Raw genomic sequence first — 15,752 nt, 5'->3', positions numbered from 1 at the left:
GAAGAATCATGCCCCTCTCCTTGGCCGCCGCCTCCGGACTCGCCGCCTCCGGATCGTCCTCGCTGTTCCTGGTCCTGGTGGGAGTGGTGCTGGTCGTGGTGCTGATCGCCGCGTTCTGGTGGGGTTCACGGCGCGTCGCCCGCCGACGGCGGGACACCCGTGTCGCCCAGCCGCCGCCCGTGGAGGCGGGGCGGGATTCCTGGTCGACCCCGGAGGAGGGGCCCGAGCGATGAGGAGGGGCACGCACGCCCCGCGACGGAACGGAGACGGAGAGGGACCATGGGCGAGCAGAAGCAGCACAGGACGGACGAGGACCGCGCCGGCCGGCCGCGCACCACGCCTGCCGAGGCGGAGGGAGAGAGCGGTGACGAGGAGGCCCGCAGGGAGGCCGACGAGGCCGTGTCCTCCCGGGGACTGCCCGGCGGCCGGCGCGAGACCGGCGAGCGGCAGGGGGCCACGGGCCGTGAAGCCACCGACCCGGAGGGCGCCGGCGGTCACACCGACAAGCACCAGCGCCCCGGGGTGGGACGCGAGGAGCAGACGCGCGGGCACGACGGCTGACGGCCTCGCGTCCCCGGGTCGGCGGCACATCCGGCACCGCCCCCGTACGCCGGCGCCCCGCGCGGTACATCGCGCGGGGCGCCGGCGTACGGCTGTGAGGGGCGGGCGGGCGTCAGCGATGGCGCAGCCTGCCGAACAGGCGGCGTGCCCGGGCGCGCCTGCGCGGGTCGGCCGCGGCGCGGCGAAGCGACGCCGCCGCGTCACGACCCTGGGGGCTGCGGGCGAATCGCTTGATGCGGTCCAGCAGTGCGGTCATGGGGTTCTCCTCCGATGTCCGTGTCCTGGCACTCCGTGTTGCCCCGGACGGCCGTCTCACACTTCCCCTTTATTGACGACCAGTCAGGACCGTTGTGCGGGAAGGTCGTTCTCATACGGGAGCGGCGCGGTCAGGGCGGCCGTCCGGGCCCCGTCCGCCGCCTGGCCGACGGGTGCGCTGCCCGGCGAGCCGGTCAGGGTGAGCCCGAGTGCGGCGAGGGTCGCCGCCACGACCCGCCCCGGGGCGGGTCGCCCCGGCCGTGCGGCGGAGGGCGTGGGGGCGCGTCCCGCGGTCCGCGGGTCGGTGAGGATCCGGGCGCAGGCGGCGGCGTCCGGGCGGGCCTCGGAGGAGCGGTCGGTCATCGCCGTGAGCAGGCGGGCGAGTTCGGCCGGGAGACCGGCCGGCAGCACCGGCGGGCGGTACAGGTGCGCCAGCGCAGCCTCCAGGGGCGCTCCGCCGTACTCCGCCTCGCCCTTGAGGGTTTCGAGCAGCACCAGGCCGAGGCTGTACACGTCGGCCGCCGGTCCCGTTCCGCGGCCCAGGGCCTGCTCGGGCGCCATGTAGGAGGCGGTGCCGACGAGGGTGCCCTGGGCCTCGGGGGCCTCGTCCGCGGGCTCGACGCGGCGGGAGATGCCGAAGTCCGTGAGATGCGGGGCCTCCGACCGGTCCAGCAGGATGTTCGACGGCTTGACGTCGCGGTGGACGACGCCGTGGGCGTGTACATGGGCGAGGGCCGAGGCCAGGGCCGCCCCGGTCCGGCAGGTCTCGGCGGGCGTGAGGACCCCGCGGGCGATCCGCCGCCGCAGGGTCGTCCCCCGGACGAGCTGCATCACCAGGAACGGACGGCTCCCGGCGCGGCCCGTGTCGTAGAGGGTCACCAGACCGGGATGGTGCATCCGGGCCAGCAACCGGGCCTCCTCGCCGCACTGGGCGTCGGTCCGGCGGGCGCCCGCGGGCCGGTACACCTTCACCGCCACGCGGCGCCGCAGCCGCAGGTCCAGCGCCTCGTACACGTCCGCCGCTCCGCCCCGGCCCAGGAGGCGGTCGAGCCGGTAGCGTCCGGCGACGGTACGGGCCCTCCACGCGACGTCCGGATGTGCGGGCCTTGCTCGGAGCTGCATCGGGGGCTCCCTGCGGGGTGTGGTCGGCCCGCTGCCGACGGGCCGGGAATCGGGCGCGCCGCCCGCCGGTCGTGCACGGGCCCGCGGCTGAACGCGTGCCCCCTCCGTCCATGAACATCCCCCGAAGGACGCCGAGTCGGCGGTTCGCCGTGCCCACGGGCCCGGACCGACCCGTTCCGACCCTCTCCGAGGACGGCGGAATGATCCCCGCAGACCCGGGTACGCGGACGCTGTCCAACCCGCAGGGGAGGAGCAACCAACCATGGGTCTGGGACTGTTCATCATCATGATCGCCGTCGGCGCGATCCTCACGTTCGCGACCGACTGGCATCTCCAAGGGGTCGACCTCGATCTGGTCGGCCTGATCCTCATGGGCGTCGGCCTGCTCGGAACCGCCGTCTACACCAGCGTTCTGCGCCGGCGTCGGATGGTGGTCCCGCCGGTGGCGCCCACGGTCACCGACGACGACCGTCGTGACCTGCTCTGAGGCGGCCCGCGCGTCCGGCGCCGCGCCCTGCACGAACACAGCGACAGAGGAGTGACAGCGATGACCGACCATCTGTGGTCCTTCAGTGCCGAGTCCGGTCACCTGGCGGGTACCGACCTCACCGGGTGGCGCGTCGAGGCCGCCGACGGGCACATCGGCAAGGTGGACAAGCACTCCGACGAGGTGGACGACTCCTACCTCGTCGTCGACACGGGCGTCTGGATCTTCGGCAAGGAGGTGCTCATCCCGGCGCGGGCGGTGACCCGCGTCGACCTGGAGGAGCAGACCCTCCACCTCGCCCTGTCGAAGGAACAGGTCAAGGACTCGCCCGAGTTCGTCTCCGACAAGCACCTGGCGGACCGCCAGTACCGCGAGGAGATCGGCCAGTACTACCGCATGTCCTGGCCCTTCGGGGGAGGCGTGGGCGGCCTCTGACGGCCGCCGGTCCGCCCCGGTCCGCACAGGCTCAGCAGCACGTCCCCGACAGGGAGACGATGCGCCTCCGAAAGAAAGGTGTCGCCATGTCCAAGGTGGAGGAGTCGGTCGAGGTCGAGGTCCCGGTGCGCGCCGCGTACGATCAGTGGACCCAGTTCGAGACGTTCCCGCAATTCATGGACGGCGTGGAACGGATCGAGCAGCGTACGGACACGCTCACCCACTGGGTCACCGAGATCGGCGGTGCGCGGCGCGAGTTCGACGCCGTCATCACCGAGCAGATCCCGGACGAACGCGTCGCGTGGACGACGGTCGAGGGCGAGGCCCGCCAGGCGGGCGTGGTGACGTTCCACCGCCTCGACGAGACCCGGACGAAGGTCATGCTTCAGATGGACTTCGCCCCCGAAGGGCTGACGGAACAGGCGGGCGACAAGCTCGGCTTCGTCAAGCGCAAGGTGGCCGGCGACCTCAAGCGGTTCAAGTCGTTCATCGAGGAGCGCGGTGGCCTCCAGACGGGCGGCTGGCGCGGATCGGTCTGAGGACCCGGCGCCGGCGCGCCCGTGGCGGGGGCCCCGCCCCCTGACCGCGCGCCGGCGAACGCGGCCGCCCCGCTCGGGCCCCCTCCCGATGCGGGGCGGCCCCATGCCCCGGTCGTCCCCCGGCGGGCTGTGCTCCGGCTCGAAACCGAGGGGTGTGAATCCCGATCGGCGGGGCAGGCGGGGGTCGAGCGAGGGACACGCTCGCGCCGGACGATCCACGGTCCCCCCCTGCCGTGGATCGGTGGTGCTCGCGAGTGGCCCGCACCCGTGGAAGGTGCGGGCCACTCGCCTGTCGTCCCGAGCCGCCGTCCCGAACCGCGGCCCCGCGCCACTGCCCCCGGCCGTCGCTCCGAGCCCGTGCCGTGGGGTCGCGGTCCCCGGCTCGTCCGAGGGCCGAGGCGGTTTTTCCGCGTCTTCGGGGGTTTGACCCGGGAAGAGCGGTAAGACGAACTTGTAGGTCACGGAAGCAGGCTGACGGGCAATCGGCCCACGGAACCCACCCGGGAGGCGCTCATGTCGAACCCGACCCGAGCCCTCGGCCGCGTGGCGCCGTGCGCCGCGCCGGTGGGACCGACCGTCCCCGCGCCGGCCGTCCCCCTGCCGGGTGCCCCCGCGAACGGCATCTCCGTACGCGGCGTCCCGGTGCGGGGACTCCCCGCGGGGACGGGGCCACGCCCGCGCGCTCCGGAGGCCGCAGTCCCGTCCGAGGACCCCAGTGCCCCGGGCCGGAGCGGGGAGGGCCGTACGTACGCTCCCGCCGCGACCCCCGGCGCACCGCGCCGACGGGACGGACAGGAGGGGCGGAAGGGGCCGGACGGGCGGACCGACGGCCCCGCCACCGGCGACGGTGGCCATGCGCCCCCGCGCACGGCCGGTACGCCGCGGGCCTGACTCCGCACCGTGCCGCGCCGGACGGAAGCCCCCGCACCACCCGACGGGGGCTTCCGCCGTGAGACGGTGCGGTTCCACTCCCGACCCGTGCCGCTGAGGATCCACGGACGAACGAGACAGCGGTGCACCGGAAGACGACCCGTACCTGCCCTGGCTGGTCTCCGGCGTCCTCGCCCGGTACCTGATCTGCTGGTCCGCCCCGCCCCTGTGGGTCCGCGTCCGCTACGCCGACCGCAGCCGGCCGGGACGGAAGAGGGGGCGGTCCGCCGGTGGGCGGACCGCCCCCTCCTCCGCGAGGACAAGCTTCCGCGAATCCGGCGCTTCACCGCTCAGCGCGCACCGGAGGGCAGGTTCTCCTTGATCTTGGCGATGGCGAAGCCCCACCCCTGCGACACCGTCGGCTTGCCCGGGACGGCCACTTCCGCCGAGTTGGTCAGCACGTCGAGGAGGACCGGGCCGGGCAGGGCGAGCGCCTTGCGCACGGCCTCGTCCAGTTCGCCCGGCGCGGTGACGCGGATGCCGGTCAGCCCGAGCGCCTCGGCCACCGCGGCGAAGTCGGGGTTGTCCAGCACCGTCCCGAACTCGGGAAGCCCCGCCTGCTCCTGCTCCAGCTTGACCATGCCGAGGCGGCGGTTGTCGAAGACGACGAGCTTCACCGGCAGCCGTTCGGAGCGGATCGTCATCAGATCGCCGAGGAGCATGCCGAGGCCGCCGTCGCCGCAGAAGGCCACGACCTGCCGGTCCGGGGCCCACAACTGCGCCCCGATGGCCTGGGGCATGGCGTTGGCCATGGAGCCGAGGTTGTAGGAGCCGATCAGCCGGCGGGTGCCGCGCATGCGCACGAGCCGCGAGAGCCACACGGTGGCCATGCCGGTGTCCGAGGTGAAGATCGCGTCGTCGGCGGCGTGGCGGTCGACGGCCGCCGCGAGGGCCTCGGGACGGATGTCCGCCTCCTGGTTGTCGAACATGGCCCGTACGCGTCCAAGGAGTCGCCTGTCGTGGGCGGGGTCGGCGAGGCCGGCCTGCCCCTCCTGCCAGTCCGCGTACCGTTCGCGGGCCCCGTCGAGGTGGGAACGCGACGTGACGGGCGCCAGCAGCGGCAGCAGGGCCCGCAGCGTCGCGCCCACGTCCCCGGCGAGCCCGACGTCCACCGGGACGCGGCGTCCGAGGTGCTCCTCGCGGGTGTCGATCTGCACGACCCGGCAGTTCTCCGGGTACCAGTCCCGGTAGGGGAAGTCCGTCCCGAGCATGATCAGGGTGTCGCAGGAGTCCATGGCGTGGGCCGCGGCCGGATTGCCGATGAGGCCGGTCTGGCCGACCTCGTACGGGTTGTCGTCCTCGAAGCCCTCCTTGCCCTTCAGGGTCAGCACCATGGGCGCCGAGAGCAGCTCGGCGGCGCGCAGCACCTCCTCGCGGGCCTCCCGGGCGCCGCGGCCGACCAGGAGGGTGACCCGCGAGCCCCGGCCGATCGTCTCGGCCGCCTCGGCGAGCGCGGGGTCGTCGGGGCGCGTGACGGCCGGGCGCGGCAGCGCGAACCGCGTCGGCCGGTCCTCCTCGACCTCCTGGTCACCGAGGTCGCCGGGGACGGTCAGCACCGCCACGCCCCGCCCGGTCACGGCCGCCCGTACCGCGGACTCCAGCAGCCGGGGCATCTGGGAGGGGGAGGTCACGGTGGCCCGGTACACGGCCACGTCCCGGAAGAGGAGGTCGTTGTCGACCTCCTGGAAGTAGTCCCCGCCCATCTCCGACAGCGGCACCTGGCCGCAGATCGCCAGGACCGGCGCCCCGCTCTTGGCCGCGTCGTACAGTCCGTTGAGCAAGTGCACCGAGCCCGGTCCCACCGTGCCCATGCAGACGGCCGGCTCTCCGGAGAGCTGGGCGCGCGCTCCGGCGGCGAAGGCCGCCGCCTCCTCGTGGCGGAAGCCGGTCCAGTCGATGCCCCCGGTGGTCCGGATGGCGTCGGTGATCGGGTTGAGCGCGTCGCCGACCACGCCGAAGACGCGGTCGACGCCGAGGTCCGCGAGCCCGTCGACGATCACCTGTGCGACGGTACGGGGCATGGGGTCTCCTTCCTCTGGGGCTGTCGACCGGTTCACCGGAGGGTGAACCGGTCCGGATGGGCCGCCTTCCAGTCGCCTGCCCAGGTGTCCGGAACCGATGCGGGCGACAGGAGCAGACCGGGTTCGAGCGGCTCGTACAGCTCGGCGTGGGAGCGCACGGCGTCGGGTCCGACCCGGCGCAGCAGCATGCCGGGCCCCAGGTCCCCGGGGCCGTCGGCGCCCATGGCGGCCATGAGCGCGAGGGCGCTTCGGACGGTCGCCTCCTGGAAGCGCCGGACCCGCTCCGCCTTGTCCTGGACGTCGAGGGCGCGGGCGCGCCGGCGGTCCTGGGTGGCCACCCCGACGGGGCAGGTGTTGGTGTGGCAGCGCTGGGCCTGTACGCATCCGAGGGCGAACATCATGGCCCGGGCGGAGTTGGTGTAGTCGGCCCCCTGGATCAGCCGCTTGACGATGTCGCTCCCCGTGGCGACCTTGCCGGAGGCGCCGATCCTGATCCGGTCGCGCAGCCCCGTGCCGACGAGGGCCCGGTGCACCGTGGTCAGGCCCTCGGTGAGGGGCAGGCCGACGGTGTCCGCGAACTCCAGCGGGGCGGCGCCCGTACCGCCCTCCGCCCCGTCGACGACGATGAAGTCGGGCGTGAGGTCCTCCTCCAGCATCGCCTTGCAGACGGCGAGGAAGTCGCGGCGCGCGCCCACGCACAGCTTGAAGCCGACCGGCTTGCCGCCGGAGAGCTCCCGCATCCGGCCGAGGAAGCGCACCAGCTCCCGAGGGGTCCGGTAGACGCGGTGGTACGGCGGGGAGATCACCGTACGGCCCTCGGGGACGCCGCGGACGGCGGCGATCTCCCGGCCGACCTTGGAGCCGGGCAGCACTCCCCCGATGCCGGGCTTCGCGCCCTGGCTGATCTTCAGCAGGACGCAGGCGACCTGGTCGAGCGCGGCCTTCTCGGCGAACAGCCGCGGGTCGAAGCCGCCGTCCTCGGCACGGCAGCCGAAGTACCCGGTCCCGATCTCCCAGACGAGGTCGCCGCCGGGGGCGAGGTGGTGCTCCGACATCCCGCCCTCGCCGGTGTCGTGGGCGAAGCCGCCGCGCCGGGCGCCCTCGTTCAGGGCGCGGATCGCCGGGGCCGACAGGGAGCCGAAGCTCATCGCCGACACGTTGAGCAGGGCCATGTCGTAGGGCCGCGCGCAGTCGGGGCCGCCGATCCGGACCCGGGGCGGCTCGTCCGGCACCGGGCGCGGGGCCATGGAGGGGACCAGGTACTCGGTGCCGGTCCGGCCCAGCTCCAGCTCGGTGCCGAAGGGGTCCTCGGCGTCCGTCCCCTTCGCCCGCTCGTACACGATGGACCGGGTGTCCCGGTCGAAGGGCATGCCGTCGACGTTCCTCTCGACGAAGTACTGCTGCACCTCGGGGCGGATCGCCTCCATCGCGAACCGCAGGTGCCCGAGGAGCGGATAGTTGCGCAGGATCGAGTGGCGCCGCTGGACGACGTCGTACGTCGCGATCGCGGCGAGCAGCAGGGCGGGGCCGGCCGCGCACCACCACCACGGGGACACCAGGACGGCCGCGAGGCCGGTGGCGAGCGCGGCGAGGACGGAACAGACCACGAGCAGTGACGTCACCATGGACGGTCGTCTGTCCCGTACGGGCGCGGTCAAGCACGCGGGGAAGAGGCGCGGGGCGGGGTCGTGATCCACCAGGTTTAGCGTGCGGGACTCCGGCGAGACGGTGCCCATGAGTGCTTCGGAGAACAACGGACGGAACCCCCTCCCCTGGACCGGCCCCTACGCCGTCCCGGACCGCCCCGGCCTGACGCGGGTGGATGACCCCGACGTGGACGAGGCATACGAACCGGCCGTTCTCGCGGGCCTCCGTCTCCTTCCCGCGCCGTCCGCGGAGGCGGCCCGCGGGACCGGGGGCGGCCTGCGGGCCGCCGCGCGCGCCCACCGGACCGTGACGGCCGGTGCCGCGGCCGGCACGGCGGCCGCGCTCGCCCTCGCGTACGGGTGGGGGCGCCGGACCGGACGCCTGGCCGCACGACGCGACCTGGGCCCGGTGGCCCTGTTCTTCGAACGCCGCAGCTGAGCGGGCGGCGCTTCCGCCCCCGCGAGAGGCCGGCGCGCGTGCGCCGTCCGCCGCCCTTTCACCTTCCGTCAGTCACCGTCTTCACGGAGGTCGACCCACATGGTCCCCCTGCTTCTCGTCCTGCTCCTCGCCCTGCTGCTCTTCGGCGCCGGCTTCGCCGTCAAGGCGCTCTGGTGGATCGCCGTCGTCGTGCTCGTCCTGTGGCTGCTGGGCTTCGTGGCCCGGCCGAGGGGCGGCACGAGCCGCTGGTACCGCTGGTAGGCGGTCCCCCGGGCGGACGCGCTCCCGCCCGCGGCGCGGCCGAGCCCGGCACCCTCCTGACGGAGGTGCCGGGCTCGGCCGCGTGCTCAGGCGCTCAGCACCGAGTCGTCCTCGGGGCGCGCGCCCGGCAGACGGTGGCGGGCCGCGATCAGCGCCGCGTCCACGTCCCGCGTACCGGTGGACACGCACAGCGTGTAGGCGAGGTCGTCCATGCGCCGCCGTACTTCTTCGCCGCCGTTCTCGGCCTTGAGCATCTTGAGCGTCTCGTACTGCTCGATGAGCTCGCGCAGGACCGCGGGGTGGGCCATCAGCACGTACTGCTCCCCTCGTCGTCGGGGCGGGGGACCGCCCGGTTCGGGGCGCGTGTACCCCGGTCGCGGCGTCGCACACTCCGTCCCGGGGCCGGGAAGGACGGGTTCCGGCCGGATGACCGGCACCGCCCTCCTGTTGTCGATCACGGAGGGGTAGTGTCGTCATGATTGCCGTACGGCAACGATCGCGGCAGCCGGATCCGACCCTGGGGAACGGTCGGCCGGCGCGCGGCGTGGGCCGGACGGTCCGTGTGCGCACATGGTGGGGAACGAGGATGGGGCATGTCTGAGACGACGACCAGGGGTTCCTCCGGACCGGAGCGGTCCGGGCCGGCCGCGGTGGTCGAGCCTGAACTCCGCCAGCTGCTGGCCGGGCTCACGGCGGTGCGGGACGGCGACTTCGGCACCCGTCTGCCGGACGAGGCCGACGGTCTGATGGGCGAGATCTCCCGGGTGTTCAACGGGATGGTCGACCAGCTCTCCCTGTTCACCTCCGAAGTGACGCGGGTGGCGCGCGAGGTCGGCACGGAGGGGACGCTCGGCGGGCAGGCCGCCGTGCCCGGCGTCTCCGGCACCTGGGCCGATCTGACGGACTCGGTCAACGCGATGGCCGGCAACCTCACCACCCAGGTCCGCGACATCGCCCACGTGGCGACGGCCGTCGCCAAGGGAGATCTCTCCCAGAAGATCGACGTGGACGCGCGCGGCGAGATCCTGGAGCTGAAGAACACCATCAACACGATGGTGGACCAGCTCTCGGCCTTCGCCGACGAGGTCACGCGCATGGCCCGGGACGTGGGCACCGAGGGCATCCTCGGAGGACAGGCCGACGTGAAGGGCGTCTCCGGCACCTGGCGCGATCTGACCGACTCCGTCAACTCGATGGCGGGGAACCTCACCGCCCAGGTCCGGGCGATCGCCCACGTCGCCACCGCCGTCGCGGGCGGCGACCTGTCGAAGAAGGTCGACGTGGACGCCCGGGGCGAGATCCTGGAGCTGAAGACGACCATCAACACGATGGTGGACCAGCTCTCGGCCTTCGCCGACGAGGTGACCCGGGTCGCCCGCGAGGTCGGCACCGAGGGCAACCTCGGCGGCCAGGCCACCGTCCGGGGCGCCTCGGGCACCTGGAAGGACCTCACCGACAACGTCAACGTGATGGCCTCCAACCTCACCGGGCAGGTGCGTTCGATCGCCCAGGTCGCCACCGCCGTGGCCCGCGGCGACCTCTCCCGCCGGATCACCGTGGAGGCCAAGGGCGAGGTCGCCGCCCTCGCCGACACCATCAACACCATGGTGGACACCCTGTCCGCCTTCGCCGACGAGGTGACCCGGGTCGCCCGCGAGGTCGGCACCGAGGGCCGGCTCGGCGGCCAGGCCAGGGTGCCGAACGTGGCCGGGACCTGGAAGGACCTCACCGACAACGTCAACTCCATGGCGAACAACCTGACCGGACAGGTCCGGAACATCGCCCAGGTCACGACCGCCGTCGCCAACGGCGACCTGTCGAAGAAGATCGACGTGGACGCCCGGGGCGAGATCCTGGAGCTGAAGACGACCATCAACACGATGGTCGACCAGCTGTCCTCGTTCGCGGCCGAGGTGACCCGGGTGGCCCGCGAGGTCGGCAGCGAGGGCCGGCTCGGCGGCCAGGCCGAGGTCGAGGGGGTCTCCGGCACCTGGAAGCGGCTGACCGAGAACGTCAACGAGCTGGCGGGCAACCTCACCCGCCAGGTTCGCGCCATCGCCGAGGTCGCGAGCGCCGTCGCCGAGGGCGACCTCACCCGCTCGATCACCGTCGAGGCGTCGGGCGAGGTGGCCGAGCTCAAGGACAACATCAACGCCATGGTGGGCTCGCTGCGCGAGACGACGCGGGCCAACCAGGAGCAGGACTGGCTCAAGTCCAGTCTGGCCCGGATGTCCGCGCTGATGCAGGGCCACCGCGACCTGGCCGTCGTCGCCGAACTCGTCATGGACGAGCTGACCCCGCTCGTGGGCGCCCAGTACGGCGCGTTCTACCTCGCCGAGGAAGGTGCCGACGGCGTCGAGCTGGGCCTCGTCGGCTCCTACGGACGCCCCGCGGGCGACCGGGACCGGGTGCGCTTCCGGCTGGGCGAGTCGCTCGTCGGGCAGGCCGCCCGCAGCCGCCGCACCGTCACCGCCGAGAACGTCCCCGAGGACTACGTCACGATCTCCTCGGGGCTCGGCAGCACGTCCCGGGGCAGCCTCGTGGTGCTGCCGGTCGTCGTCGAGGAGCAGGTGCTCGGCGTCATCGAGCTGATGTCCTTCAGCCCCTTCACCTCCGTGCACCGGGACTTCCTGGAACAGCTCATGGAGACCGTCGGCGTCAACCTGAGCACCATCGTCGCCAACGTCCGCACCGACGAACTCCTGGACGAGTCCCAGCGGCTGGCCGGCGAACTCCGCTCGCGCACCGAGGAACTCCAGGTGCGGCAGGAGGAGCTCCAGCGCTCCAACGCCGAGCTGGAGGAGAAGGCGGCCCTGCTCGCCACGCAGAACCGCGACATCGAGGCCAAGAACCTCCAGATCGAGCAGGCCCGGCAGGAGCTGGAGGACCGCGCCCAGCAGCTCGACCTGGCCTCCACGTACAAGTCGGAGTTCCTGGCCAACATGAGCCACGAACTGCGCACCCCGCTCAACAGCCTGCTGATCCTGGCCCAGTTGCTGGCCCAGAACCCGACCCGCAACCTCACGGCCAAGCAGGTCGAGTACGCCGGCATCATCCACTCGGCCGGATCCGACCTGCTCCAGCTGATCAACGACATCCTCGACCTCTCCAAGGTGGAGGCCGGGAAGATGGACCTCAACCCGGAGCGCGTGCCGCTGCGCAGGCTCCTCGACTACGTCGAGGCCACGTTCCGCCCCCTCACCTCGCAGAAGAGCCTCGCCTTCACGGTCTCCACGGCCGCCGGCGTCCCCGTCGACCTCGTCACCGATGACACGCGGCTCCGGCAGGTGCTGCGCAACCTGCTGTCGAACGCGGTCAAGTTCACCGAGCACGGCAGCGTCGAGCTGCGCATCGAACCGGCGTCGGACGACGAGCTGCCCGTGTCCGTGCACCGCGGCGGCCCAGTCGTCGCCTTCCGCGTCGCCGACACCGGCATCGGCATCGCCCCCGAGAACCTGGAGGCCATCTTCGGCGCCTTCCAGCAGGCCGACGGGACGACCAACCGCAAGTACGGCGGCACCGGCCTGGGCCTCTCCATCAGCCGCGAGATCGCCCATCTCCTCGGCGCCGCCCTCACCGTCACCAGCGTGCCGGGCGAGGGCAGCACCTTCACCCTCTACCTCCCCGTCGCCCGCGCCGACTTCGCCGAGCAGCCCGCCCCCGCCGCCCTGCCGACGGCCTCCCCGGCAGGGCCCGCCGTCCCGGCCCCCGCCCGGGGCGGTGCGCTCGCGCTGCCCGGCGGCGCGGCCGCCCGGCCGCCCCGGCGCCTCCTCGTGATCGAGGAGCGCCCGCGCGGGCTCCTCGCCGTCGTCGCCGAGAACGCGGTCGGCCAGCTCTCGGCCGACGGCGGGCAGACGGGCCGGTCGGACATCGAACTGGTCGCGGTCGTCGGCCCCCAGGAGGCCGCCGCCGCGCTCGCCGCCCAGCCGTTCCACTGCGTCGTGCTCGACGTCGACATGGCGGACGGCGACGCCCTGCGCTTCCTGGACGCCGTGGACGGGGACGAGGCGCTGCGCACCGTCCCCGTCCTCGCCCACAACAACCGCCGGCTCCCCGCCGACGAGGAGGGCGCCCTCCAGGACCTCGCCCGCCGCCGACCGCTGGAACTCCTCTCCAGCCTCGACGAGCTGCGCGAGCGGATCGCCCTGCACCTGTCCGCGGAGCAGCCCGGCGACGTCGTGCCCCTGGTGCGCGGCGACCACCGGGCGCCCGCGCCCCGGGCCGTCGACAGCACCCTGAGCGGCAGGACCGTGCTCGCCGTCGACGACGACGCCCGCAACCTGTACGCCCTCAGCGGCATCCTGGAGCTGCACGGCATCACGGTGCTGCACGCCGAGAACGGGCGGAAGGGCATCGAGACGCTGCTGGCGAACCCGGCCGTCTCCCTCGTCCTGATGGACGTGATGATGCCGGAGATGGACGGCTACACCGCGACCGCGCGGATCAGGGAGCTGCCCCAGTACGCGGACCTGCCCGTGATCGCCGTCACCGCGAAGGCCATGCCGGGCGACCGGGAGAAGAGCCTCGCGTCGGGGGCCAGCGACTACGTCACCAAGCCCGTCGACGCCGACGAACTCATCGCCTGCGTCCGCCGCTGGCTCGACGGAGGGACGGCCTCGTGACCATTCCCCCGCCCTCCGACAGCGGCGTCCCGCACCCCGGCGACGACGTCCCGGCCGTCTCGGACACCGCGGCCGTCGACGGCCGGCTGGCCGCCACGGTGGAACGGCTGCGCGGCGAGGTGCGCGCCGCGCACGCGGCGGCCGAGGGCCGCGCCCTGATCGAACTCGCCAAGGGGGTCATCGTCGAGCGCCTGGGCTGCGGCCCGGCCCAGGCGGCCCGCCAGCTCGCGGAGCTCGCCGACCGGGCCGGACTGTCCCGGCTGGAGCTGGCCGCGGACATCATCAACCAGGCGGCCCGTGACCGGATGGCCGAGGCGACGGACGAGTTCGTGAGAACGGCCGTCGGCGAGCCCCCGGCCACCGCCGCCGCCGCCTCGGTCGCCGTGCGGCTGCGCACGGCGGAGAGCGCGGCGCTCGGCGCCGGCGACACCCAGGCCGTCGCCGAGTCCCTGCTCCGGCACGCCCTCGAACCGCTGGGCGCCGTCGCCGTCGCGATCTGGACCACCGGTCCGGACACCTCGCTGAGCCTGCGCGGGCACGCCGGCTTCGGCCTCGACGAGGCGGCCCGCTGGCACTACGTGCCGCCGGGCGTGACCACCGCGGCCCGCCAGGCGCTCATCGGACGCCGAACCGTCCGCCACGCCTCCCTGGCGGCCTCGGGCATCCCCTCCATCGGCCGCGGGCGCCATCCCGACGGCGGCCGGGTCGTCGTCCCCGCCGGGACCGGCGGCCGCATCCACGGCGTCCTGGAGATCTGCTGGGCCCGCCCGCTCGACCCCCTGCCGCAGGTCGTGGAGCGCCAGATCGAGGCCCTCGCCGAGCTCTGCGCCCACACCCTGGAGACCCTGCCCGAGGCGTCCCCCGGGGGCTTCTCCGTCCCCGACGGCCTCCCGGTCCCCGGCGGGGAGGGGGCGACGGCGCTGGCCGAACTCTCGGACGGGCTCTACGACCCCGCCCTCGTCCTGACCCCCCACCTGGACGAGACGGGGAAGCTCGTCGACTTCCGCATCCGGCACGCCAACGCGCACTTCCAGGATCCGGCCGGACGGCCCCGCGGCTCCGTCGACGGAGCCCTGCTCCTGGAGGCGTACCCGGCGACGGCGGGCGGCAGCGAACTCTTCGAACGGATCGAGCGGGTCTACGCCACGGGGGAGCCGTTCCGCGCCCGCCGGGTCCGGCTCACGGCCCTGGTGGACCAGGTGCCGCTCGCCTCGCTCGCCGACATCAGCATCAGCCGGTACGGCGCGAGCGTCCTGTTCATCTGGCGCGTCGAGGACGAGTCGGCGCGCCTCGCCAGCCTCCTCCAGCACGCCCAGCGCCTCGGCCGGGTCGGTGCCTTCGAGGAGGACCTCGTCACCGGTGACATCACCTGGCACAGCCAGCTGTACGAGCTCTTCGGCCGCAGGACGACGGAGCCGCCGGTCGCCCTGCGCGACCTCGCCGGCCACGTCCACCCCGACGACGCCGACACCGTCCGCCGCTTCCTCCAGAAGGTGCTGCACCAGCGACGGGTGGGCTCCGCCGCCTTCCGCATGCTCCGCCACGACGGCGTCACCCGGCACATCCGGGTGACCGCCGAACCCGCCCCGGGCGGCGACGGCGGTCTCCAGACCGTCCGGGGCGCGTACCAGGACATCTCGGCGCAGCACTGGACCGAGGTCGCCCTCACGGCCACCCGCGACCGGCTGGCGGCGACGGAGGAGGCGGCCGAGGAACGCAACCGGCTCACCCTCCAGCTCCAGCACGCGATCATGCCGCCGGCCATGCCGCCGCTGGACGCGCCGGGGCTCGACGTGGCCGTGCGCTACCGGCCCGCGGAGTCCGGGTCCCTGGTCGGCGGCGACTGGTACGACGCGGTCGTGCTGCCGTCCAAGAAGGTGCTCCTGTGCGTCGGGGACGTCGCCGGCCACGGCGTGGAGGCCGCCACCGGCATGGTGGTGCTGCGCAACGCCCTCCGCGGCCTGGCCGTCACGGGCGCGGGCCCGGGGCAGCTGCTGTCCTGGCTCAACAGCGTCGCCCACCACCTCACCGCCCAGGTGACGGCCACCGCCGTGTGCGGCGTCTACGACCCGGAGAGCCGTACGCTGCGCTGGGCCCGCGCGGGACACCTCCCGCCGGTGCTGGTGCGCGGGGAGGAGGCGCTCGACCTGCCGCTCCTGCGCGGGGTGCTGCTGGGAGCCCTCGCGGAGGCCGAGTACGAGGAGACGGAGCTGCGGCTCGAACCCGGCGACACGGTGCTGATGTACACCGACGGGCTCGTCGAGCGGCGCGACACCGCCGTCCACGATTCCGTCGCCCAGCTGCTCACCGTCGCCCGGCAGCCGTCCGACAGCCTCGAACACCGGCTGGACCAGCTGCTCGCGCGCAGCAAGTCGGACACGGACGACGACACGTGCGTGGTCGGTGTCCAGGTGTTCTGACCCCGCCCGCCCAC

Annotated in this window: 14 protein-coding genes; 9 read left to right on the top strand and 5 right to left on the bottom strand. The window is 73.8% G+C overall.

Annotated elements, in window-relative coordinates; all coding sequences use genetic code 11:
* The first annotated feature begins 8 nt into the window (after positions 1–8).
* Together SVTN_RS33155 and SVTN_RS33150 are read left to right on the top strand one after the other, a co-directional pair.
* Positions 9–233, top strand: a complete 225-nt coding sequence (locus SVTN_RS33155; RefSeq protein ID WP_041132398.1) for a DUF6479 family protein — start codon at positions 9–11, stop codon at positions 231–233.
* Positions 234–279: 46 nt separating this feature from the next.
* Positions 280–561 carry a hypothetical protein gene (locus SVTN_RS33150; protein ID WP_041132397.1) on the top strand — a complete coding sequence of 94 codons (282 nt, stop codon included), beginning with the start codon at positions 280–282 and terminating at the stop codon, positions 559–561.
* A 112-nt stretch (positions 562–673) separates the two neighbouring features.
* On the opposite strand, the gene SVTN_RS44885 is transcribed toward SVTN_RS33150, so the two are convergent.
* Both SVTN_RS44885 and SVTN_RS33145 read right to left on the bottom strand, forming a co-directional pair.
* Positions 674–817 carry a hypothetical protein gene (locus tag SVTN_RS44885; protein ID WP_167352220.1) on the bottom strand — a complete coding sequence of 48 codons (144 nt, stop codon included), beginning with the start codon at positions 815–817 and terminating at the stop codon, positions 674–676.
* A gap of 83 nt (positions 818–900) precedes the next feature.
* Complete coding sequence (locus tag SVTN_RS33145) at positions 901–1,938, bottom strand: serine/threonine-protein kinase (protein ID WP_041132396.1); 1,038 nt, start codon at positions 1,936–1,938, stop codon at positions 901–903.
* Positions 1,939–2,200: 262 nt separating this feature from the next.
* On the opposite strand from SVTN_RS33145, the gene SVTN_RS33140 reads away from it, so the two are divergent.
* The 3 genes from SVTN_RS33140 to SVTN_RS33130 all read left to right on the top strand — a co-directional run bounded on the left by SVTN_RS33140 (position 2,201) and on the right by SVTN_RS33130 (position 3,399).
* Positions 2,201–2,425 carry a DUF6458 family protein gene (locus SVTN_RS33140; RefSeq protein ID WP_041132395.1) on the top strand — a complete coding sequence of 75 codons (225 nt, stop codon included), beginning with the start codon at positions 2,201–2,203 and terminating at the stop codon, positions 2,423–2,425.
* A gap of 60 nt (positions 2,426–2,485) precedes the next feature.
* A complete protein-coding gene (locus tag SVTN_RS33135) occupies positions 2,486–2,860 on the top strand; it encodes a ribosome maturation factor RimM (protein WP_041132394.1) in 375 nt (124 codons plus the stop codon).
* An 86-nt stretch (positions 2,861–2,946) separates the two neighbouring features.
* The gene (locus SVTN_RS33130; RefSeq protein WP_041132393.1) at positions 2,947–3,399 is read left to right on the top strand and encodes an SRPBCC family protein; all 453 of its coding nucleotides are present in this window, start codon (positions 2,947–2,949) and stop codon (positions 3,397–3,399) included.
* A gap of 1,220 nt (positions 3,400–4,619) precedes the next feature.
* Here the strand turns inward: SVTN_RS33130 and SVTN_RS33125 are convergent.
* Positions 4,620–6,350, bottom strand: coding sequence for a thiamine pyrophosphate-dependent enzyme (locus SVTN_RS33125; protein ID WP_041132392.1), 1,731 nt, complete (start codon positions 6,348–6,350; stop codon positions 4,620–4,622).
* Positions 6,351–6,382: 32 nt separating this feature from the next.
* Positions 6,383–7,975, bottom strand: a complete 1,593-nt coding sequence (locus SVTN_RS33120) for an FMN-binding glutamate synthase family protein (RefSeq protein WP_041132391.1) — start codon at positions 7,973–7,975, stop codon at positions 6,383–6,385.
* A 109-nt stretch (positions 7,976–8,084) separates the two neighbouring features.
* On the opposite strand from SVTN_RS33120, the gene SVTN_RS33115 reads away from it, so the two are divergent.
* Complete coding sequence (locus SVTN_RS33115) at positions 8,085–8,435, top strand: hypothetical protein (RefSeq protein WP_159026534.1); 351 nt, start codon at positions 8,085–8,087, stop codon at positions 8,433–8,435.
* 99 nt (positions 8,436–8,534) lie between these two features.
* Positions 8,535–8,696, top strand: a complete 162-nt coding sequence (locus tag SVTN_RS33110) for a DUF5670 family protein (protein ID WP_041132389.1) — start codon at positions 8,535–8,537, stop codon at positions 8,694–8,696.
* 86 nt (positions 8,697–8,782) lie between these two features.
* Here SVTN_RS33110 and SVTN_RS33105 read toward each other — a convergent pair whose 3' ends face one another.
* Positions 8,783–9,010 carry a DUF5133 domain-containing protein gene (locus SVTN_RS33105; RefSeq protein ID WP_041132388.1) on the bottom strand — a complete coding sequence of 76 codons (228 nt, stop codon included), beginning with the start codon at positions 9,008–9,010 and terminating at the stop codon, positions 8,783–8,785.
* Between the two features lie 279 nt (positions 9,011–9,289).
* Between SVTN_RS33105 and SVTN_RS33100 the strand changes: the two genes are divergently transcribed.
* Together SVTN_RS33100 and SVTN_RS33095 are read left to right on the top strand one after the other, a co-directional pair.
* Positions 9,290–13,318: a HAMP domain-containing protein gene (locus tag SVTN_RS33100; RefSeq protein ID WP_041132387.1), complete on the top strand. Its 4,029-nt coding sequence runs from the start codon at positions 9,290–9,292 to the stop codon at positions 13,316–13,318.
* Positions 13,315–15,738 carry a SpoIIE family protein phosphatase gene (locus SVTN_RS33095; protein WP_245727727.1) on the top strand — a complete coding sequence of 808 codons (2,424 nt, stop codon included), beginning with the start codon at positions 13,315–13,317 and terminating at the stop codon, positions 15,736–15,738. Before SVTN_RS33100 ends, SVTN_RS33095 begins: the two co-directional genes overlap by 4 nt.
* Positions 15,739–15,752: the final 14 nt, after the last annotated feature.

Source organism: Streptomyces vietnamensis (genome assembly GCF_000830005.1).
Lineage (GTDB): Bacteria > Actinomycetota > Actinomycetes > Streptomycetales > Streptomycetaceae > Streptomyces > Streptomyces vietnamensis.
The sequence above is the reverse complement of the archived record's forward strand: the minus strand, read 5'-3'. Positions and strand labels throughout refer to the sequence as shown.